A 19,903-nucleotide genomic window follows, 5' to 3' on the forward strand; every position below is an offset into this window, starting at 1 on the left:
GCTTGACAGTGGCTTGGTAGCCAAATCAACCAATAGGGACTTTAGGGACGGGGGACAGACTCCTTTTGAAGCTCTAAGGCTTAGGGGAACATGGTCCTCTGTCCCTTTTAAGTTTATACCATAATTATTCGTAGGAGTTTTGAGCAATGTTTTCTGAAGAGGTAAGGGAAATTGCCCGCAGGTTGCTTGCGGAGAAAGAAGTGGATATGATTATCGGTTACCAGTGGGGTTCTCTTCCTTTCCGAACTTCGCCTTTGTTTGCTGAAGAGCTGCAGGATGTTGAAAAAATGATTTTTAATCCGTTGTGTTCGGTCAACCTTTCCAGGTATCTTCAGCGTTATAAAAAAAGTGATAAAAGACTGGGCATCGTTGCTAAGGGCTGTGATGCACGGTCGCTAATAGTTCTTCTTCAGGAAGAGCAATTTGAGCGTGAGCGCTTGAAAATCATTGGCGTCCCATGCAGAGGTATTTTGGACTGGAGAAAGATGTGGGATTCTCTGGGAAACTTTTCCCATGATGCAGTTTTTTGGAAGGAAGAGGGTTTTGTTATCGAGGGAAAGGAATATCACTATCAGGATTTTATGGAAAACACCTGTCTTCGTTGCCGATATCCCAACCCTCCTCTTTATGATTTCTTGGTCGGCGAGCCTCTTGACAAGAGTAATTGGGAGAAATTTGGTTTGGATTATGTGCAAGAAATGGATTCAAAAAGTCCTGAAAAGCGTTTTGACGAGCTTTACAGAGAGCTTAGCTCCTGTATTCGCTGCTATGCTTGTCGTGAAGCCTGCCCTCTTTGCTACTGCAACGAATGTTTTGTGGAAAGCACCCACCCTCGCTGGACAACTCCCTGTCCAACTTTCTCTGACAATTTTGTTTTCCACATGGGCCGTGCCATGCACCTTGCTGGTCGTTGCGTAGAGTGTGGAGCTTGCGAGCGAGCCTGTCCGGTAGGAATCCCCATTGCGCTTCTCACTATTAAGGTGGAGAGCATTGTTAAGGAGTATTTTGGTTTTGAAGCAGGGTTAAGCCTTGAAGAAAAAGCACCCTTGCTTACTTACAAAGAAAATGACCCTAACGAATTTATAAAGTGAGGGGTTAGGGATAATGAGAAAGGGTTACTGGAACCAGGAAAAGTTTCGAGAATGGATTGTGAATGAAAGGGACAGGGTATGGGTTACCCAGCGGCTGAAAAACAAATATCCGGATCTCTTTAAAAGCCTGGACAGAGAAATACGTACTGTGAAGGAAGCCTTTTATCCTCAATGGCGCAAAGTTTGTCGCTTCTTATGGAATAGAAAAGGATGGTCTGTGGAGGATTTGCCGGTTGAGGAGGAATCGCTACCCTCTTTGGTTTTTGCCTTGCCTTGCGAGGCAAAAGCGGTTTTGGATGTTCTGGACAGAATTTTTATTGGAAAAGAACCTCCAGATGGTCTCTATTTTTCACATCGTCGTTCTCTTCGTTTGGTGATTGTGGCCTGTCTTGCTCCCGAGGTAACCTGTTTCTGTAACTGGGTGGGTGGTGGACCCTTTTGGCATACTGATGATTCTCCCTTTCTGGTGCCTCTGGAGGAAGGGTTATATTTGGAGGATCCTGCTGATGTTTTCCCACTCACTTATGAAGGGATAAGTGCTGGGTTATCGAAAGAGGTTGAGAAGTTAAGAAAAAGAAGTGAATCTTTTTTAGAGCCTTTTGTTATAAATGAGGACTTTCCAGAGAGACTTTACGATAATTTTTACAGCGAAAAATGGGAAAAACTGGCTCGGAAGTGCTTTAACTGCGGAGCTTGTACTTTTCTATGCCCTACCTGTTATTGTTTTGATCTTGTGATGGATGGGGCGCTGAAGGGTTATCAGCTTTGTAGCTGGGACAGCTGTATGTTTCCTAAATTTACCTTGCATGCTTCGGGTCATAATCCACGTCCCGGTTATACCGAGAGAGTGCGCCAGAGGGTTCTCCATAAGTTTTCCTATTTTCCAATGCGTGAGGGTAGTTTTGGGTGTGTTGGTTGTGGGGTTTGTGTGACCGCTTGTCCGGTTAACTGGGACATCAGAGAAGTGGTTAGGGGAATGTTGCAAGAGGTGGGTGACAAAAAGCGTGAGTAAACTTCAAAATATTTATCTTCCTCGGCTCTGTGTTATACGGGAGGTTATTCCAGAAACTCCTGATATTAAAACCTTTCGAGTGGAGATTCCAGATGATTTTCACTTTGAATACCTCCCGGGTCAGTTTGCAGAGGTTTTTCTTCCTGGCAAAGGTGAGGCACCCTTTTCGATAACTTCTTCCCCCACTCAAAAGGGGGTCATCGAGTTTAGTATTAAGAGAATCGGGTTGGTTACCGAGGCTCTTCACCAGCAGGTTCCGGGGAGTCAGATAGGTATCCGGGGTCCTTATGGGAATGGTTTCCCCGTGAATGAGTTGGAAGGGAAAAATCTGCTTTTTATTGGAGGCGGCATTGGTTTGGCCCCTTTGAGGTCACTTATAAACTATGTTCTTGACCCTGAATATCGCTCTCGTTTTGGCGTGATTACCATTCTCTATGGAGCCAGAACCCCTCAAGACCTGGTTTTTAAGTGGGAGCTTAAGAGGTGGTCGGAGAGAGAGGATGTGGAACTCATCGTCACGGTGGATAAAGGAGACGAATCCTGGGGAGGAAGAGTAGGTTTGGTGCCTCAGATATTGCAGGCATCTGTCCCGCTGGATAGGAATAGACCACCTACTGCTATTGTTTGTGGTCCTCCGATAATGATTAAATTTACCATTAAGACGTTGCTTGAGATGGGATGTCGTCCTCAAGATATCATAACTACTTTGGAGATGAAGATGAAATGTGGTCTGGGGAAATGTGGTCGCTGTAACATTGGTCCTTATTATGTATGTAAAGAAGGACCGGTTTTCAGATATGACTTTTTGCGTAACCTTCCGGAGGAATATTGAGGTCGAGTCATGTTGTATCAAGAAGCCTTGCGCTACCTTTACGGTTTGATTAACTACGAGAAGATTGGTTTTTCGTATTCGGATTTAAAACTGGAGCGTATGCAGGAGTTGATGGACCGCTTGGGTAATCCCCAGTTCAGAGTACCCACTATCTTGATTGCTGGCACCAAAGGCAAGGGTTCCACTTCTTACCTTTTGCATAGGTTTTTGATGGCTTACGGTTTCAGTTGCGGCCTTTATTCCAAGCCCCATCTTGTAACTTATCGAGAGCGGATACGGATTAACGATACTTTCATCGGTGGAGATGAGCTGGGATTGCTGGTACGGCGTATTCGGCCCGTTGTTGAGGAAATGGGTCGCAGTTCTCCTTTGGGCAAGCCTACTTATTTTGAGGTTTCGGTGGCTCTTGCTTTTCTTTATTTTCTCGAAAGAAAGGTTGATCTGGCTGTTTTTGAGGTTGGTTTGGGTGGGCGCCTTGATGCGACCAATGTTTCCTGTCCGGATTTGACAGCGATAACTCCTGTTGGAATGGACCACATGGATGTTTTGGGGAATTCTGTAGGGGAGATCGCCAAAGAAAAGGCTGGCATCATTCGTTCTGGGATTCCTCTCGTTCTGGCTTCTCAATGTCCGGAAGCTGAGAAAGTGATTTTGGAAGTTGCCCGCCTGAAAAGTGCTCCAGTAACCCGGTTTGAAGAAGAGTGTTTTTTTGAAATTCTGTCCAGAGATTCTTTGGGGTCTCAACTGCAGTGGGAGGTGAAAAGCTGGGGCAGGAGCGCATCATTATTCCCCCTTCTTGGCGACCATCAGGTTGCTAATTTTTTGATGGCTTTACTTATATTGCGGGAATGGGGTTTGGACTTTCGAGAACACGCGATAGAAGCCGCGCTTACAAGAGTAAGCTGGCCAGGAAGGATTCAAGTAATTTCGAATCGCCCTTTGATAATCTTTGATGTGGCCCATAATCGTGATTCCTTTCTGGCTTTGCGTAACACTCTCCGTAATTATCTGGGTATTGAAAAAAGCACTTTCCTTTTGGGTTTTGTGAAGGGAAAGGATGTCAACTCTATTGCGGAAGTTCTGGGTGGCTTTGCGGATTCGATAGTCGTTACCCAACCTTACACCCCTCGGGCCTTAATGCCTGGTAATCTGATTTCCCTGTTTGAGAGAGTTGCACCCACCCTGGTTGTCAAAGACCCGGCGATGGCCTACACTTTTGCAAAAGATTTAGCGGTAAAGAACGGATTGCCTCTGGTGGTTGCTGGTTCCTTTTATCTGGCCCGTCTTTTTGAGGGAGAAATTAATCGTATTTTTAATATTAGCGAGGAGGTCGAGCTGTGTTGATTATTATTGGAGAACGGATTAATGCCACACGTAAACCTATACGAGAGGCTCTGGAAAGAAGAGACGCTCAGTTTTTTATTGAAGAAGCTAGAAAACAGGAGCAGGCAGGAGCGCATTTCATCGATGTGAATGCAGGCACTGATGCTAAATCGGAGATGGAAAACCTTCCTTGGTTGGTGGAAATTATTCAGGATGAGGTGAGCGTGCCTCTTTGTTTTGATTCTGCTAATGAAAAGGCGCTGGAAAGAGCTTTGAAGGTTTACAAAAAGAAAGAGTTAATCATTAATTCCTTTACGGCTGAGGAAGCAAAAATAAAAGCGTTGCTTCCTTTGGCTAAAGAGTGGAACGCTTCCATAGTTGGTCTGGCTATGGGTGAAGCCGGAATACCTCAGACTGGTCAGGAGCGCATGAAACTGGTGGATAGATTGCTGGAAGCTGTGCACCGCTATGACATCCCTGAAGAACGACTTTTTATTGATCCTCTGGTTATTCCCGTGGGTACGGATTCTACTCAGGGAAAAGTTTTTCTGGAAACCTTAAGAAGTATTAAAGATAAGTTTCCCAAGGTGAAGACAGTTTGTGGCTTGTCAAACGTTTCTTTTGGTTTGCCAAACAGAAGGCTTTTGAACCGGACTTTTGTGGTGCTCTGTCTCGGATTTGGCCTGGACGCAGCAATTATTGACCCTCTGGACAGAGAACTGATGGCTTCCATCTATGCGGCAGAGGCACTTTTGGGAATTGACGAATTTTGTATGAAGTATCTTTCCGCTTTTAGGGAAGGCAGACTTAACACTTAAAGAAGTACTATGTTATTATAGAGAAAACGAAAAAGGGGCTTTCGGTGTATCGCTTGATGCGCAAGATTTGGTTTTATGTAACATTAATGGTTGTGTTTGGCATGTTTCTTCCTCTGGTCAGAGCTGCCGAGTTACCCTCTGTTTCAAGAGTTTTGGATTATGCGCTCTGTAGAGGGCTTGACCAGGACGGTCTTCCCCTGGAACGTATTGAACAATTTTCCACAGAGGATGGAAAAATAATCTGTTGGGTTTTCCTGGAAGAGGTTTTGGAGGGTGAAACGCTTCGCTGGGAGTTCATTTCTCCAGAGGGAGCGGTTTTTGAAAGTATTCTAATAATTGAGGAAACTAAAAAGTACGTAGGTGCACAGGGCATACTGGATCTTTTATCGAACGCTTCGAAAATTGTTCCTGGGGAATGGAAGGTCAGGTTTTATGTCAATGACCATCTGGTTTTCGAAAATAGCTTTGTGCTGATTGAGAGCAATGTGTTGGGTAGTAAGGACATTGATGAAGCGATTCAGCGGACCCTTGCTCTTCTCGAGGAATTTGGTTACAAGGTTTTGAATATCGGGCTTTCAGAGGATAACCAGGCTTTCGTCCAGATGCAAATGGTGAGTAAAGACCTTTCCCAGGCGGTATGGAATCAAATTGGTTTTGGTTTTGAGAGTTTGCGTCGCCTTTTTCCGGGAGCTTCCTGGTTTCTGGTTCAGCTCGTCTTAGATGGGGAATATGCCTTGAGTTTTCAGGTTAGAGCTCTTGATTTTTTGCTGTGGCGTGAAGGTAAACTGAGCAAGGATGAATTTTGGAAGAAAAAAGTAATCCGTTACGTTTATAATATTAGAGAAAAGAAAGAGATTGAAGATGTTTCTCGTTTTTACTTTGAAAAGTTTGGAGTGGTGTATTGATACCTTATGCGCCAGGTTTTTAAAAGGTTTATTCCTGAAGACTTTCAATACCTGGCAAGGGCTTTTGCCGAACAGGGAACGTCCCACTTTGCAGAGCTGGTCAGAGACGATTACCGGGTACTGGACGTAGTTTTAGACGATGAAAATGTCTTTAAAAAGCTAGTCCTCGATGAGCATCTCTTTTTGAAAGTAAGTCCCTATTTTTACTTTGAGCTTCTTCTGAGGCAGGCAATAAGGGATATCAAACGGGAGAATTATACTCTGGAGCGTATAGGCTATAGGGAGCGGGTACCCGTATTTGATGGACCCAAGGTCATAGAAGCTGTTTCGAGGGAAGACGTGAGGGACTACCTGGTTGAACTACTTGTCTCTTTTGTGAAGGTGAACAACATCACTCTTTATATTCGTAAAGGGAGAGGCATATACCTTAAAAAGTCTATAAGCGATATGGACTTTGACCTGATGCTTGAGATAAGCGAGAGAGTGGAAGAGCCTTATCGCTTTGTCTTTCTGAAAAGAGCTGGAGATATAGCACTCTTCCTGAGTGGGGTTTTTCCAGAGCAGGTGTTTGGTAGTCCTTTTAACGTTCGTCGTAAACCCTTTTTGCCTGTTTCGGTGAGCAGCAGTGAAGAGCTGGAAAGAAAGGGCAAAGAAGTTTACCGCCTTGCTGGGCAGAGCAAAGTTGCCCAGGAAAACCGTCTGGATACCATACTCGACTTTCTTGCTACCCACTTTGAAGCAGTCAAGAAGCCTCTCAACGTTATGACTGACCGTTATCTCCACTTTAGAAAGTATGATATATTTCGCTTTCTGCAAAACTGATTACAGTGACCATTTCCCACCGATGCGATGAAAGAGACTGGCTGAAAAAGTTCTGGCTTGCAGCTTGGCTTGCATTTCAGGAAAAACTTCAAGCACCCGGGGGAAGAGTCCCTGTAAATAGGCAATGGTTATCCCGTAATTGGTAATGGGCACGCTCTCTCTTTTTGCAGTAAGTATGCGGTAATACATTTCCTTAGGGTTTAACATGCAGGCTCCACAGTGGATTATCAGCTGGTACTGAGAAAGATTTTCTGGGAAGCTGGCTCCCACATTAACATCGATATCTACTTCAAAACCCAGTCTTTGCCTGAGCCAGCGTGGTATTTTTATTCGTCCGATATCATCAGGCATGGGATGGTGGGTACAAGCTTCCGAAATTAAGACTTTGTCTCCAGGTTTGAGCTTTTCAATAGCTTCCACGCCTTCCACGAAGGTCAGGAGGTCTCCTTTGTAGCGAGCAAAGAGGATTGAAAAACTGGTAAGAGGTATTCCAGGAGGTACTGCTCCTGCTACTTTATGAAACACCTGAGAATCGGTAATCACCATTCGCGGTGGATTTTTCAGTCCTTGCAAAGTTTCAACCAATTCTCTTTCTTTAGTAATTACCACTACTGCTTCTGCATCGAGCAGTTCTCGAATGGTTTGTACCTGGGGAAGAATTAACCTGCCCTTAGGTGCGCCGAGGTCTATGGGGACCACCAGCACTACGGTGTCCCCAATGGTGACGAGGTCTTTAATTAGCGGTTTCTCCTGGTAGGAGCGTTGTAGTATTGATATAAGGGCTTTCTTCAGCTCTTCTATACCTTCTCCAGTTCTGGCGCTTACCCTGAAAGTGGGTATCTGGTGGTCAGCCAGGGTGTTGGTGGTTGCGACCAAGTCGATTTTATTCTGTACTCCAATGGTGGTTATACCGTTTTCTCGCAAAAGCTCGATTAGTTGCTTTTCAAAGGTCAAGTCTGAGTTGTGGTCCCACACCACAAGCGCCAGGTCACAGCGTCTGAGTATTTCCAAGGTTTTTTTCTTGCGCAATTCTCCCAGAAAGCCTTCATCATCCAGGCCTGCTGTGTCGATAAGCGTCACGGGTCCAAAGGGAAGCAATTCAACAGCCTTAAATACCGGGTCGGTAGTGGTACCGGGAATTTCTGATACAATAGCTACTTCCTGATGAGTAAGAGCGTTAATCAGTGAAGACTTACCGGCGTTTCTTCTACCAAAAATGCCTATGTGGGGTCTCAGGCCACGTGGTGTTGTTTGCTTCACGGCCTTTTCACCTCTACTTTTCCGAAACCTGGAATACCGGGCCTCGAGATTTCCAGGGGGTTCAAGATGTTTTTTAATTCTTCCTCAGAAAAGATTTTTTGCTCGATGAGAAAGTCCCTAAAGTTTTTGCCTTCCCGGAGGCACTCCTGAACTAATTCTGAAGTACGTTCATGACCCAGATAGGGAACTATACAGGTTGCCAGAGCGAAGCTTTTTTCCAGTAATTCGTTGCAGCGTTCCTGGTTGGCCCTTATTCCCCGCAAGCATTTTTCTGTGAAAGCGTTAATGCCTAATTTGAGTTCTTCTATCATTTCCAGTATGTGAGCGGCAATAAAAGGTCCGAGATGATTCAATTCCAGCTGTCCACTGGAGCAGGAAAAAGCTATAGCCTGGTCTTTACCCATTACGTCAATAGCGATGCCTTCTATGTATTCGCACATGACGGGATTGACTTTCCCAGGCATTATCGAGGAACCCTCTTGCAGGGCAGGCAGGCTGATTTCGCTAATACCAGCTCGTGGCCCCATAGAGAGTAGACGCAGGTCGTTGGCTATTTTGCGCAGGTTCACGGCTAATGAACGCAAAAGACCCGATACTTCAGAGAAAACATCCAGATTCTGAGTATTTTCGAAAAGATTCATGGCTTTGGCCAGCGGCAAACCAGTTATCTCGTTCAAGTGGACGATTGCTCTGGCAATGTATTCAGGGTGAGCATTTAAACCTGTTCCTACTGCAGTTCCGCCAAGGTTAACTTCTTTTATTCGTTCCCTGCTTTTCCAGAGTCTCCAACGGTCGCGGGCGATGGCTTCAGCAAAGGCACCAAATTCCATTCCCAGAGTTATAGGAACGGCGTCCTGAAGCTCGGTCCTTCCTACCTTTAGCACAGAAGCAAACTCTTTCTCTTTTTGCTGCAGCGTTTCCTGAAGGTTAATGATTTCTTTTTCCAGCTCGTCGAGTTGCCAGAGTGTGGCTACCTTAACTGCGGTCATGAAGGTATCATTGGTAGATTGGCTCAGGTTTACATGATCAAAGGGGTTGATTTTTTGATAGTTGCCTTTAGAATAGCCGAGTATTTCCAGGGCTCGGTTGGCAATTATTTCGTTAATATTCATATTGAGAGAGGTTCCAGCCCCGCCCTGAAAAATGGGTACGATGACTTCCTCATTAAATTTGCCCTCCATGCCTTCTTCGCAGGCTTTCAGTATGGCGTTGCCTATCTTTGCTTCCAGAAGGCCCACTTCCAGGTTTGCTCTGGCACAGGCCCATTTTACGGCAAAATAGGCTTTGACCAGAGATGGGGGGACTTTTTTTGAGAAAGGGAAATTATCTCTGGCTCTTTTGGAATGCACACCCCAGTAAGCATTTTCAGGTATTGCTTCTTCGCCCAGAAGATCCCTTTCTTTCCGGAAAAATTCCTTTTTCAATGCTTTACCCTCTTTTCTCTGTGTATTCACTTCTATTTTAGGAAAACCATCCAGGCTTCTTTTCATTTCAGGCCTGGTATAAGAAAGCGAAAATATTATAATATTCCAGGGAGGGGAGTGCTTTGACAGAGGAAATTCCCAGAGGAAGAATATTCCGTAATTATGTGGAAGAAAATTACTCTTTTGGCGAGTTTGCCCTTGTCAGGGTTCGTGGAGACAGAGCAGAAGTTGGCTTTGTGCTTGCCGAAGAGGACATCTCCAGGTGGCCACTTCTTCAAAAACAAACCCTGGATATGGCTAGGTATTTGATGCAAAGAATCAAAGAGGAAGGACTTTCAAAAGTAGCAGTTGCGGGAGTAGGTAAGGATTTGGATTTTTTCACGGTATCGATAGTGGTGAATCTGGAAGGGATGGAAAAAGAAGAAATTTTTGCTCTGGCGAGAAAAGTAATGAGCTTGTTGCAGGAAGTCAATCCTTATTAGTTGGGGCTGGGGGCAATTATATTCTAAAAGGGGGCGTTTTGAATGGCTGAAAAGGTTGGATTTGTGACTATGGGCGAGAAAAAAGGTGTAGCGAAGGACATACCGGAGCTGGGTATCGGTATGCTGGGTTATGCTTTTATGGGCAAAGCGCATACCAACGCTTACAAAAAGTATCCCTATATTTTCTGGCCTCCGGTTGCTTTTCCTCGCCTGGTTGCAATATGTGGGCGCAATGAGGAAGCCGTTAAGGAAGCAAAAGTTCGCTATGGGTATGAAAAGTACTATACTGACTGGAAGACAATGCTTCAAGATAGTGAAGTACAAATATTTGATAATAGTGGTCCTAATAACCTACACGCTGAGCCCTGTATTGAAGCTCTAAAACTGGGAAAACATGTTTTCTGCGAAAAACCACTTGCTGCTACTTCTGAGGAAGCTTGGAAAATGTGGGAAGCGGCGAAGGCTTCCCCAGCTAAGGCGATGGTTTGTTTTAACTATCGTTTCGTTCCCGCGTTACGTCTGGCTAAAGAGTTAATAGAAGAAGGAAAATTGGGAGAAATATACCACTTTCGCGCTCAATATTTGCAAGAGTGGATTATGGACCCCAACTTTCCAGCTGTATGGAGATTGCAAAAGGGAGTTTCTGGTTCTGGAGCCCTTGGAGACCTTGGTTCCCACATTGTCGATTTAGCGCGTTTTCTGGTGGGAGAAATTACTTCCGTGAGTGCTTTAACTCGTACCTTTATTAAGGAACGCCCCTCTCTCGAAGACCCTCAGAAAAAAGTTCCTGTCGATGTGGACGATGCGTTCGTTGCCATCGTAGAGTTTGAGGGAGGTGCTATTGGCACCCTGGAAGCTTCTCGGTTTTGCGGTGGACGCAAGAATTATCAGGTAATCGAGATTAATGGCTCTAAAGGGAGCTTGCGTTTCAACTTGGAAAGATTGAACGAGCTTGAGGTGTATCTAACTGATGAAGAACCAAAGGTTTTGCGTGGCTTTCACGATGTGCTGGTTACCGAAAGCTATCATCCTTTTTATGATAAGTGGTGGCCCCATGGTCATATTATTGGTTGGGAACACACTTTTGTACATGCCATAGCACATTTTCTGGATGCTGTAGTGAACAACCGCTCTATTGCTCCTTATGGAGCTACTTTCGAAGATGGGTACCGCTGTGCTTTGGTTTGTGATACTATTTTGAAATCTGCAGAGACTGGGAAAAAAGAGTTGATACAGTATTAGAAACCGAAAGGCACGGGGTTTTTCTCCGTGCCTTTTGAAGGAGGAATAGCATGCAATACCGTGGTAAAGTGGTCGTTACTTTAAAAAGTGGTGTTTTTGATCCTCAGGGAGTTACCATTAAAAATGCTTTGCATTCACTTTCCTTTGAAAGTGTAGAAGAAGTCAAGACGGGTAAATTTTTTGAGGTTTTGTTTGATGCTGAAAATGACGCGGAAGCCGAAAAGCTGCTTGAAGCAATGTGTCATCAGCTTCTGGCTAACCCCATTATTGAGGATTTCGATTTCTCCTTAGAAAAAGTAAAATGAGGAGTGGACCATGCGTTTTGGAATCGTTGTTTTTCCTGGTTCTAACTGTGATCGAGACTGTTTCCATGTTTTGCACGATGTGCTGGGTGTGGAGACTGTATATCTCTGGCATGCAGCAAGAGATTTGAAAGATTGTGATTGTATTGTGTTGCCAGGCGGATTTAGCTATGGTGATTATTTGCGAGCCGGAGCCATAGCTGCGTATGCTCCTATTATGCTCAGTATTCGGGAATTCGCTGAGAAAGGGGGGCTGGTTTTAGGTATCTGCAACGGCTTTCAAATCCTTGTTGAGGCTGGTTTACTGCCTGGAGTGCTTTTGCCCAACATTGGTGGTCATTTCATATGTCGCTGGGTATATCTCAGGGTGGAGAACAGCGATACGCCTTTTACCATGCGATACGCTCAGGGAGAAGTGGTTAAAATGCCTATTGCGCATCAACAGGGCAATTTTTTTGTTCCCCCTTCAGTATTTGAGGAACTAGAAAGGAACAATTTGATTGCCTTCAGATACTGTGATGCGCAGGGTAGAATTAGCACGGATGCCAATCCTAATGGTTCGGTGGGGAATGTTGCCGGAATAGTTTCGCCTTCGGGGAATGTTCTGGGCATGATGCCACATCCTGAGCGCTGTGCAGAATCAATTTTGGGTTCAGAAGACGGAAAAAGACTTTTTCAATCTATTATTCAATGGTTGGAGGAGAGAAAGTGCAGCAAAGTGGTAATAAAGAAATAGCTTTGAGTCTTGGCTTACGAGAGGAAGACTACAACAGGATTCTGGAAATTTTGGGTAGAGTTCCGACTTCTACTGAGATAGCTATGTTCTCTGTGGAGTGGTCAGAACATTGTGGTTACACCCATTCCAGAAGTTGGTTCCGGCTTTTGCCCCGCCGGGGAAGGTTCCAAGCTCTGGTTGGAGAAGATGCTGGAGGCATAGTCTATGATGGATTAGCTCTGGTTTTCAAAATGGAAAGCCATAATCATCCTTCCCAGGTGGAGCCAAAGCAGGGTGCAGCAACAGGTGTGGGAGGCATAATCCGTGATATCCTGGGTAGTGGGGCTCGCCCCATTGCATGTCTGGATTCCCTCTGCTTTGCTCCTCCTGATGAAAATCGTTCCAGGTATATTTTTCGGGGCGTTGTTGACGGGATTGCTTTTTATGGGAATTGTGTTGGTGTGCCAACGGTTGCAGGGGAGCTTTACTTCCATCCTTCCTTTCGAGGCAACTGTTTGGTGAACGTGATGTGTATTGGCCTGGTGCCCGAGAATGGTTTAATGCGAGCTGTAGCCAGGGGTGAAGGCAATGCCATAATCTATGTAGGTAACAAGACAGGAAGAGATGGTATAGGTGGCTGTAGTATTCTGGCCTCTCAGGAGTTTGCAGAGAATGAGGAAAAGAGGCCCAGTGTTCAGATTGGTGATCCTTTCACTGAAAAGTGCCTTATCGAAGCTACCCTGGAAGCCATAGAAACTGGTAGAGTGGTTGGAATAAAAGACATGGGTGCAGCAGGTCTTACCTGTTCCACGAGCGAAATGGCTGCAGCTGGTGATTCCGGGATGGAAGTTGACTTGGATCGGGTGCCGGTGCGCGAGGAAGGCATGGAAGCCTGGGAGATTATGATGTCTGAATCGCAGGAGCGCATGCTTCTCTGTGTTGAAAAGGGCTATGAAGAAACAATATGCAGTATTTTCAGAAAGTGGGGTCTTGAGGCAGAAGTTATTGGTCGGGTTGTTGACTCAGGAAGGGTCACCATACGTTACCGAGGTGAAATTGTGGCCGATGTTCCAGCCAAAGCCTTAACTGCTCCACCTTCTTGTGTGCCACCGTTTCACGAACCCCCTTACTTTAAGGAGCTCAACAGCTTTGCTTTTGACACGTTGCCTGTTCCTGAAGACCTTAATCAAACTTTTCTATCCCTGCTTGCCTCACCAAACCTGTGCTCTCGTCGCTTTGTTTACGAGCAGTACGACCACATGGTTCAAACCAACACAGTAATTTACCCGGGTTCGGGAACTGTGGTACTTCGGGTAAAAGGTAAAAACTGGGGTATAGCGGTGACCACTGACTGCAACCCCCTTTATTGCTTCTTGAATCCTTACCAGGGTGCTCAGATGGCGGTTGCTGAAGCTGCAAGGAATCTTGCCTGTTGTGGAGCCACTCCTGCTGGTATTACTGATTGCCTGAATTTTGGTAATCCTGACAAACCGGACCGTTACTGGCAGTTTGTGGAAGCCGTGAGAGGCCTGAGTGAGGCTGCTCAATATTTCAATGTTCCCGTGGTGAGTGGCAATGTATCTTTTTACAACGAAAGCCCAGAGGGTTCGATCTATCCTACGCCTACCGTCGGGATGATAGGGATTGTAGAGGATATTTCCAGAGTTATTCCTTCCTGTTTCAGTCAAGAAAACTTGCTGATTGTGTTACTTGGCGAATGTGGTGATGGGCTCGGTGGTAGTGAGTATTTAAGAGTAATTCATAATCTGGAGGTTGGCCCTCTTCCCCATTTTGATATGGAGGCAGAAAAGCGCCTTCAGGAAGTTTTAATCGAGCTTGTCAAAGAAAGATGCCTTTGCTCAGCGATTGACGTTAGCGAGGGTGGTCTGGCTATAGCCCTTGCCGAAGCTTCGTTGAGCGCAGAAGCGGCAGTGGGATTCGACATTGATATCGGTAATTGTGGTGATTTGAGAGAAGATGTAATTCTGTTTGGAGAAGCAGGGGGCAGAGCAGTGGTTACAGTTGAGGAGAAAGACTTTCCAAAATTTGAAAAGATTCTTCTTGAAAGGGGTTTTCCTTTCCAAGTTCTGGGGAGAAGTGGGGGTAAGCATCTGGTTTTCCGTAAGGGAAAAAGAGAACTGATTAGAGTTAGCGTAGAGGTTGCCAGAAAACACTGGGAAATGACGTTTTAATTTCTGACATAATTTTTTCAGAAAGGTAGGCGAAGTCTTTGCTGGGTTTAAAAGAGAGCTGTGGCGTTTTTGGAGTGTTTGGTTTGCCTAATGCTGTAGAGCTAACTTATTTAGGGCTTTTCTCGCTCCAGCACCGTGGCCAGGAGAGTGCAGGCATTGTTGTTTGGGACGGGAAGAGCCTGCAGGAAAAGAAGGGCATGGGGCTGGTTAGTGAGGTCTTTCATCCTTCAGACTTTGAAAGACTTAAAGGCCACGTTGCTCTAGGCCACGTCCGTTATTCGACTACTGGCTCTTCTTCCCTTAAGAATGCGCAACCCTTTTTGGGGGATTGTCGTTTTGGAGAGCTGGGCATAGCTCACAACGGTAACTTGACCAATACTTTGCAGCTTCGTAAGCAACTTACTCGTCTGGGTTCTGTATTCCGGTCTTCCATGGATACTGAGTTGATTTTGCATCTCATTGCTCGCAGCCAGTTCGACAATCTCGAGGACTCCATTAAAGAAGCTTTGTGGCAGATGAGGGGTGCCTTTTCGTTGGGAATCATTGCTCCTGACCGCCTAATTGCGGTTAGGGATCCCTGGGGTTTCAGGCCGCTCGCTTTGGGCAAATTGGATGGAGGTTATGTGATAAGTTCGGAGAGCTGCGCTTTTGATGTGCTGGGAGCTGAGTTCCTAAGAGAAATCGCTCCGGGGGAAATGGTGGTTATTGATCAAAATGGAGTTCGCTCGTTTTTCTATGCTTATTCCTCAAGAAAAGCCTTTTGTGTTTTTGAGTTAATATATTTTGCTCGTCCAGACAGCCTGGTTTTTGGAAACAGTGTTTACGAGGCACGCAAAAAGATGGGGCAGAAGCTGGCTGCCAGAGAGTTTGCTGTTGCTGATATGGTAATTCCCGTACCTGACTCTGGGATGTGTGCAGCTCTGGGCTTTGCAGAATTTTCTGGCATACCTTTGGAGCTGGGTTTTATCCGTAATCCCTATGTCGGTCGCACTTTTATTCGTCCTCGTCAGGATGAAAGGGAACTGGCGATAGATATAAAGTTGAACCCTCTCAAGAGTCTGCTACAGAACAAGCGGGTGATTGTAATTGAAGACTCGATTGTCAGGGGGAATACCTCAAGGAGAAGGATAACTACCCTGAAGAGGGCAGGAGTCAAAGAGGTTCACATGCGGGTTAGTTCCCCTCCTCATCGTTTTCCATGTTTTTATGGAGTGGATTTTCCAAGTTCTTCCGAACTCGTTGCTTTTGGAAAAAGTGTTGAAGAGATAAGGCAGTATCTGGATCTTGATAGTTTGCAATATCTCGATATTGAGGATTTGAAAGAGATAGTTGGAAACGCAGGTAAAGATTTTTGTTTCGCTTGTTTTAACGGCGATTATCCGGTTCGCATAGAGAAGGAGTTTGCAAAGAACGCTCTGGAAAAAGTATGAATTTATTGCGGGTGTAGACCTTTCCTGGAGCTTCAGGAAGGATTCCTGGGTTGCCCTTGCAAAGCGAAAAGGCTTTCTTTATGAGTTTTGCGATCTTTTTGCCCTAAAGGACTTTCTGGACTTTGAGCGCTTTTTTGCTGCTCACCCTTCTTTACTTTTGGCTATTGATGCCCCGTTGCGTATTCCTAATTCCGATGGCAATCGAAAACCGGAAAGAGAACTTGCCCCGCTTTTAAGGAAAGCAGGATGGGGTATCCTGCCCATTAGTCGTTCTTTTATCCTTAGTAGGTTTCCTTTGCTTTTTGAGTTTCATAAACTTTTGGAAAAACATGGCTTTCAGGTGGTGCCCGTTCCGGAGCCTTCTAAAGCGCGGGTAGTGATAGAAGTTTTTGCGTCCTTGAGCGCTATAGCTTTGTGCGCTGACCTAAAAATTGTTCGCCAAAGAGGTGAGGTGTTTATAGAAGAATTACTTCCCTGTCTCAAAGAAGAAACTGGTTCTTTTTTTGCGAAAAACCTGGAAACATATATGCGGCCCCTGCTTTTGGAAAGACAGAAAGGCAGGGACGTGGTGGATGCACTTTTGTGTCTTTATACTGCCTGGGTTGCAACAGTGTGTCCCGAGCGGATAAGAATTTTTGGCAATCCTGAAGAGGGGTTTATTGTTGTTCCTTTATCAAAGTTTTCCCCAACCTGGCTAATTCCTTAGCGTACTCCACGCATTCTCTTCGAGCTTCCTCTCCAAATGAATCTACGGCAACAGGGCCATAGTGGTTTCCCGAATGGACTCCTTTTATAATCATTCCATGGATTAATAGCGCAGAGAGTATTGACCAGATGGTGGTTTCGTTACCTCCTGCTACGTTCCCTGATGACGTGAATGCACCGCCGATTTTTCCATCGAGTTTTCCATGCAGACGAACACTTTCATCAAGGATTTGTTTTATCTCTGCTGCCATGGTTCCGTAATAGGTGGGTGAGCCTATTACGATGATTTGGTATTCAGGCAATTTATCAACTGAGAAATTATTTGCTTCCACAAGATCGGTTACAATGCCTTCTTGCTCAAGTGTTTGACTAATGGTTTCAGCCATTTTTTGAGTTGTACCAGTCCTTGTGTAGTAAAGTACGAGCGCTTTCATACTTGCCACCTCCTAACCCATTTTTTTGATAATTTTATCACGATTTATTGCAATTGAAACGGGGATTTGATAAGATTACGACGGTTATCAATAAGTCGGAGGGTTAACTTACATGGTTGTCGATGTGGTTGGGAGAATAAGGGAGCTTGAAAGAAAGAAAGAGCAGGAAATTCGAGAAGCAGAGAGAGAAGCTGCAAGGATTCTCCAGGAAGCCGAAGTCAGGATTCGGGAAATGGAAGAAAAGCTTATCCAGGAAACTCAGGAAGAAATAGAATTGATGAGAAAAAGCCGAATCGAAGATATTCAGAAAGAAGCAGCTCGTATACGGAAGGAGTATGAGGAGCAGGCAATGAATTTTGAGCGTCATTTTGCGGGGCGGCTTCCAGAGATGGTTAACTTTTTACTGGAGAAGGTGTGGACGGAATATGGCTATCAGTGAAATGCGCCGAATGCATCTGGTAGTGCACCGATCTTTTCGTGATACCTGTCTGGGCCTTTTGCAGGAACTAGGCGTTGTTTCCCTGGAAGAGGAGAGGTCTTTACCTGAAGATTTGATAGCCAGGGTTGGTGGTGATGGCAGAGTAAAAGAACTGGAAAATGCCTTGTTGGAAGTTAACTTCTGCCTGGATTTTATCGGCAAGTATTCTTCAAAACCTGCTTCTGGTTTGAGTAACTTTTTCCCTCAGCCCCTCGAAGTGCAGATGGAGGAATTTAGAAAACCATGTTTTGATCATACCTCGTTGTATAAAGCCTGTCGTTCTATTGAGGAACAGGTGCAGTCCTTAAGGTCCCGCCTTAACCGGTTGCTTGCGTTGCGGGAATTTCTTTCTCGAATCGAAAAAGTGGATGTTTTCCTTGAAGATGTGGGTTCCACGCGCTACACCCAGAGTTTTTTGATAGAGGTACCTGCTGAGAAAAGAGAAGTTCTAAGACAAAGGCTTTCAGAAGCTGGTACTCTTTGGGAAATGGAGGTCTTTCCGGGTTCGGGAAAAAATTTGATAGTTTTTCTGGTTATTCATAAGGAGTTTTTTGAAGCTTTTGAAAAGATAATCCAAAGCATGTCTATTTCATTGCTTGCTCTGCCTCAGGCTTTTGAAGGAACTCCTGTTGAGGCCAGAAAACAAATTGAGCAGCGCATAGAAGCATTGCTTGACCGCCAGAAAGAGTTGCTTCGCAAGGCTGCTCTTTATTCCAAGTTTGAGAGAGAGTTAAAAATTGCTCATGACTATTACTTGACGGAATTAGAACGCAAGGAGAAGGAATCGACTATTTTGCAGACCAGTGAAACCGCCATTCTCAGCGGATGGATTCGTAAATCCGATATTCCCCTCTTGGAGAAAGCCCTCAAGGATAAAGGTAAAGAATGGGCCTTATTTCATCGTGAACCTAACTTGGATGAAGAGGTGCCGGTTTTTATAGAGAATAATCGCTGGGTTCAAAATTTTGAAGTGTTGACCCGATTGTATGGTCTTCCCAACTATCGGGAAATAGACCCCACACCTCTGGTTGCAGGTTTTTTCTTCCTCTTTTTCGGGATTTGTCTTGGAGACACAATTTACGGGTTGATACTTGCCCTTTTGGGTTTTTTGGGGGCTTCTACTTTGAAAGTTCCCGAATCAACAAAGCAATTTTTCAGGATGCTTGCCTGGGGTGGCGTGGCTTCCCTGGTTGTTGGTGTTTTAACGGGTTCCTGGCTGGGAGACCTTTTTGACTATTTGCCATCCACCCTTGCTTTTCTGGGCCTTTTGAAGCGGAGACTTACTTTGATCGACCCCATAAACAACCCCCTGCCTATGCTTATCTTTTCCCTGTTTTTGGGTATAGTTCAGGTTCTGGTGGGGGTTATGGTGGGTTTTGTCAAAGAATGGCGGAGGAGAAATTATGCCAAGGCGGTGATGGATGAACTGGGATGGTTTGTATTTATCTCATCGATAGTTGTTTATTTGGTGGTTTTTTCGGTTGCTTCCTCCTATGCTTCAGTAGTTTTACCGGTGGTTGTTGGAGCAGCTCTTTTTCTGGTAGCGACTCAGGGAAGACATCAGAGGAACCCAGTAATGAAGGTCCTCTCTGGCATACTGAGTCTTTACGGGCTGGTTTCCTACCTGGGTGATGTGCTTTCTTATTCCCGACTTTTTGCTCTGGGTCTTTCCACGACTATTATTGCAATCCTTGCCCGTACCCTTTCTACTCTTTTTGGAAGTTCTCCCTACATAGGCTGGTTGATAGGTCTGGCAATTGCGTTGATTTTCCATCTCTTTAACCTGGCCATGAGTGGTTTGGGTGCTTTTGTCCACTCAGCAAGGTTGCAGTACGTGGAATTTTTTACCAAGTTTTATGAAAATGGGGGCAAAGAATTTAAGCCTTTTGGGTACAGGACTAAATACATAAAGATAATTTAATTAGCACGAAGGAGGTTTGAAATCCATGCTTGTAGACGGACTGGTATTCGCACTGTTGGGTTCTGCTATGGCCATAGGGTTGGCTGGCATAGGTTCTGCAGTAGGTGTAGGCATCGCCGGAGAAGTTGGTGCTGGAGTTATGACTGAAGATCCTGGCAAGTTTGGACAAGTTCTTCTTTTGCAGGCGCTTCCAGGTACCCAGGGCATTTACGGTTTATTGGCAGGATTCTGGGTGCTTATTAAACTGGGACTTTTTGGTGGTTCGCCAGTTGCCGTTAATGCAGCGCAGGGTATGCAAATTATGTTCGCCTGCCTTCCAATAGCCATTGTGGGTCTACTTTCTGGTATATATCAGGGAAAAACTTCGGCTGCCTGTATTGGTCTAATTGCCAGAAGACCTGAGGAAACTGGTAAGGCAATCATTTTGCCTGCTATGGTAGAGACCTACGCTGTGCTTTCGCTTCTCGCTACCATTTTGCTTCTCAACTCTATTCAGGTTTAGGAGCGTGTTTTTT

At 45.2% G+C, this 19,903-nt stretch carries 20 protein-coding genes; 17 read left to right on the plus strand and 3 right to left on the minus strand.

The window, feature by feature from the left end; all coding sequences use genetic code 11:
- Positions 1-146 precede the first annotated feature (146 nt).
- From QBE54_RS02720 to QBE54_RS02750, 7 genes are read left to right on the plus strand one after another with little or no spacing between them, the layout of a single operon-like run.
- Positions 147-1,091: a 4Fe-4S dicluster domain-containing protein gene (locus QBE54_RS02720; RefSeq protein WP_369018828.1), complete on the plus strand. Its 945-nt coding sequence runs from the start codon at positions 147-149 to the stop codon at positions 1,089-1,091.
- A gap of 13 nt (positions 1,092-1,104) precedes the next feature.
- On the plus strand, positions 1,105-2,103 hold the full coding sequence (locus tag QBE54_RS02725; RefSeq protein ID WP_369018829.1) for a 4Fe-4S dicluster domain-containing protein: 999 nt from the start codon (positions 1,105-1,107) through the stop codon (positions 2,101-2,103).
- A complete protein-coding gene (locus QBE54_RS02730) occupies positions 2,096-2,935 on the plus strand; it encodes an FAD/NAD(P)-binding protein (protein WP_369018830.1) in 840 nt (279 codons plus the stop codon). Before QBE54_RS02725 ends, QBE54_RS02730 begins: the two co-directional genes overlap by 8 nt.
- 9 nt (positions 2,936-2,944) lie before the next feature.
- Positions 2,945-4,279 carry a folylpolyglutamate synthase/dihydrofolate synthase family protein gene (locus QBE54_RS02735; protein WP_369018831.1) on the plus strand — a complete coding sequence of 445 codons (1,335 nt, stop codon included), beginning with the start codon at positions 2,945-2,947 and terminating at the stop codon, positions 4,277-4,279.
- Positions 4,273-5,076 carry a methyltetrahydrofolate cobalamin methyltransferase gene (locus QBE54_RS02740; RefSeq protein WP_369018832.1) on the plus strand — a complete coding sequence of 268 codons (804 nt, stop codon included), beginning with the start codon at positions 4,273-4,275 and terminating at the stop codon, positions 5,074-5,076. Before QBE54_RS02735 ends, QBE54_RS02740 begins: the two co-directional genes overlap by 7 nt.
- 56 nt (positions 5,077-5,132) lie before the next feature.
- Positions 5,133-5,981 carry a hypothetical protein gene (locus QBE54_RS02745; protein ID WP_369018833.1) on the plus strand — a complete coding sequence of 283 codons (849 nt, stop codon included), beginning with the start codon at positions 5,133-5,135 and terminating at the stop codon, positions 5,979-5,981.
- A gap of 6 nt (positions 5,982-5,987) precedes the next feature.
- On the plus strand, positions 5,988-6,803 hold the full coding sequence (locus QBE54_RS02750; RefSeq protein ID WP_369018834.1) for a hypothetical protein: 816 nt from the start codon (positions 5,988-5,990) through the stop codon (positions 6,801-6,803).
- Here QBE54_RS02750 and hydF read toward each other — a convergent pair whose 3' ends face one another.
- On the minus strand, positions 6,804-8,063 hold the full coding sequence (gene hydF / locus QBE54_RS02755; RefSeq protein WP_369018835.1) for a [FeFe] hydrogenase H-cluster maturation GTPase HydF: 1,260 nt from the start codon (positions 8,061-8,063) through the stop codon (positions 6,804-6,806).
- Positions 8,060-9,553 (minus strand): aspartate ammonia-lyase, encoded by a 1,494-nt coding sequence (locus QBE54_RS02760; RefSeq protein WP_369018836.1) that lies wholly within the window; start codon positions 9,551-9,553, stop codon positions 8,060-8,062. Before QBE54_RS02760 ends, hydF begins: the two co-directional genes overlap by 4 nt.
- A gap of 56 nt (positions 9,554-9,609) precedes the next feature.
- Here QBE54_RS02760 and QBE54_RS02765 point away from each other — a divergent pair, with 56 nt between their 5' ends.
- Genes QBE54_RS02765 through QBE54_RS02795 form a run of 7 tightly spaced genes read left to right on the plus strand, consistent with a single transcriptional unit; the run spans position 9,610 to position 16,556 of the window.
- Positions 9,610-9,969: a hypothetical protein gene (locus QBE54_RS02765; protein WP_369018837.1), complete on the plus strand. Its 360-nt coding sequence runs from the start codon at positions 9,610-9,612 to the stop codon at positions 9,967-9,969.
- Positions 9,970-10,011: 42 nt separating this feature from the next.
- Positions 10,012-11,211 carry a Gfo/Idh/MocA family protein gene (locus QBE54_RS02770; RefSeq protein WP_369018838.1) on the plus strand — a complete coding sequence of 400 codons (1,200 nt, stop codon included), beginning with the start codon at positions 10,012-10,014 and terminating at the stop codon, positions 11,209-11,211.
- A 50-nt stretch (positions 11,212-11,261) separates the two neighbouring features.
- On the plus strand, positions 11,262-11,516 hold the full coding sequence (gene purS, locus QBE54_RS02775; protein WP_369018839.1) for a phosphoribosylformylglycinamidine synthase subunit PurS: 255 nt from the start codon (positions 11,262-11,264) through the stop codon (positions 11,514-11,516).
- 10 nt (positions 11,517-11,526) lie between these two features.
- On the plus strand, positions 11,527-12,249 hold the full coding sequence (gene purQ / locus QBE54_RS02780; RefSeq protein WP_369018840.1) for a phosphoribosylformylglycinamidine synthase subunit PurQ: 723 nt from the start codon (positions 11,527-11,529) through the stop codon (positions 12,247-12,249).
- Positions 12,204-14,420 carry a phosphoribosylformylglycinamidine synthase subunit PurL gene (purL, locus tag QBE54_RS02785; RefSeq protein WP_369018841.1) on the plus strand — a complete coding sequence of 739 codons (2,217 nt, stop codon included), beginning with the start codon at positions 12,204-12,206 and terminating at the stop codon, positions 14,418-14,420. Before purQ ends, purL begins: the two co-directional genes overlap by 46 nt.
- 38 nt (positions 14,421-14,458) lie before the next feature.
- Positions 14,459-15,850, plus strand: a complete 1,392-nt coding sequence (purF, locus tag QBE54_RS02790; protein WP_369018842.1) for an amidophosphoribosyltransferase — start codon at positions 14,459-14,461, stop codon at positions 15,848-15,850.
- On the plus strand, positions 15,822-16,556 hold the full coding sequence (locus QBE54_RS02795) for a DUF429 domain-containing protein (RefSeq protein ID WP_369018843.1): 735 nt from the start codon (positions 15,822-15,824) through the stop codon (positions 16,554-16,556). The genes purF and QBE54_RS02795 overlap by 29 nt, the downstream gene beginning before the upstream one ends.
- On the opposite strand, the gene QBE54_RS02800 is transcribed toward QBE54_RS02795, so the two are convergent.
- Positions 16,507-16,989: a flavodoxin family protein gene (locus QBE54_RS02800; protein ID WP_369018844.1), complete on the minus strand. Its 483-nt coding sequence runs from the start codon at positions 16,987-16,989 to the stop codon at positions 16,507-16,509. The genes QBE54_RS02795 and QBE54_RS02800 overlap by 50 nt on opposite strands.
- Positions 16,990-17,101: 112 nt before the next feature.
- Between QBE54_RS02800 and QBE54_RS02805 the strand changes: the two genes are divergently transcribed.
- From QBE54_RS02805 to QBE54_RS02815, 3 genes are read left to right on the plus strand one after another with little or no spacing between them, the layout of a single operon-like run.
- Positions 17,102-17,428, plus strand: coding sequence for a hypothetical protein (locus QBE54_RS02805; RefSeq protein ID WP_369018845.1), 327 nt, complete (start codon positions 17,102-17,104; stop codon positions 17,426-17,428).
- Positions 17,415-19,388, plus strand: coding sequence for a V-type ATP synthase subunit I (locus QBE54_RS02810; protein ID WP_369018846.1), 1,974 nt, complete (start codon positions 17,415-17,417; stop codon positions 19,386-19,388). Before QBE54_RS02805 ends, QBE54_RS02810 begins: the two co-directional genes overlap by 14 nt.
- A 25-nt stretch (positions 19,389-19,413) precedes the next feature.
- Positions 19,414-19,890 (plus strand): V-type ATP synthase subunit K, encoded by a 477-nt coding sequence (locus QBE54_RS02815; protein WP_369018847.1) that lies wholly within the window; start codon positions 19,414-19,416, stop codon positions 19,888-19,890.
- Positions 19,891-19,903: the final 13 nt, after the last annotated feature.

Source organism: Thermatribacter velox (assembly GCF_038396615.1).
In the GTDB taxonomy this organism is placed as follows: Bacteria; Atribacterota; Atribacteria; order Atribacterales; family Thermatribacteraceae; genus Thermatribacter; species Thermatribacter velox.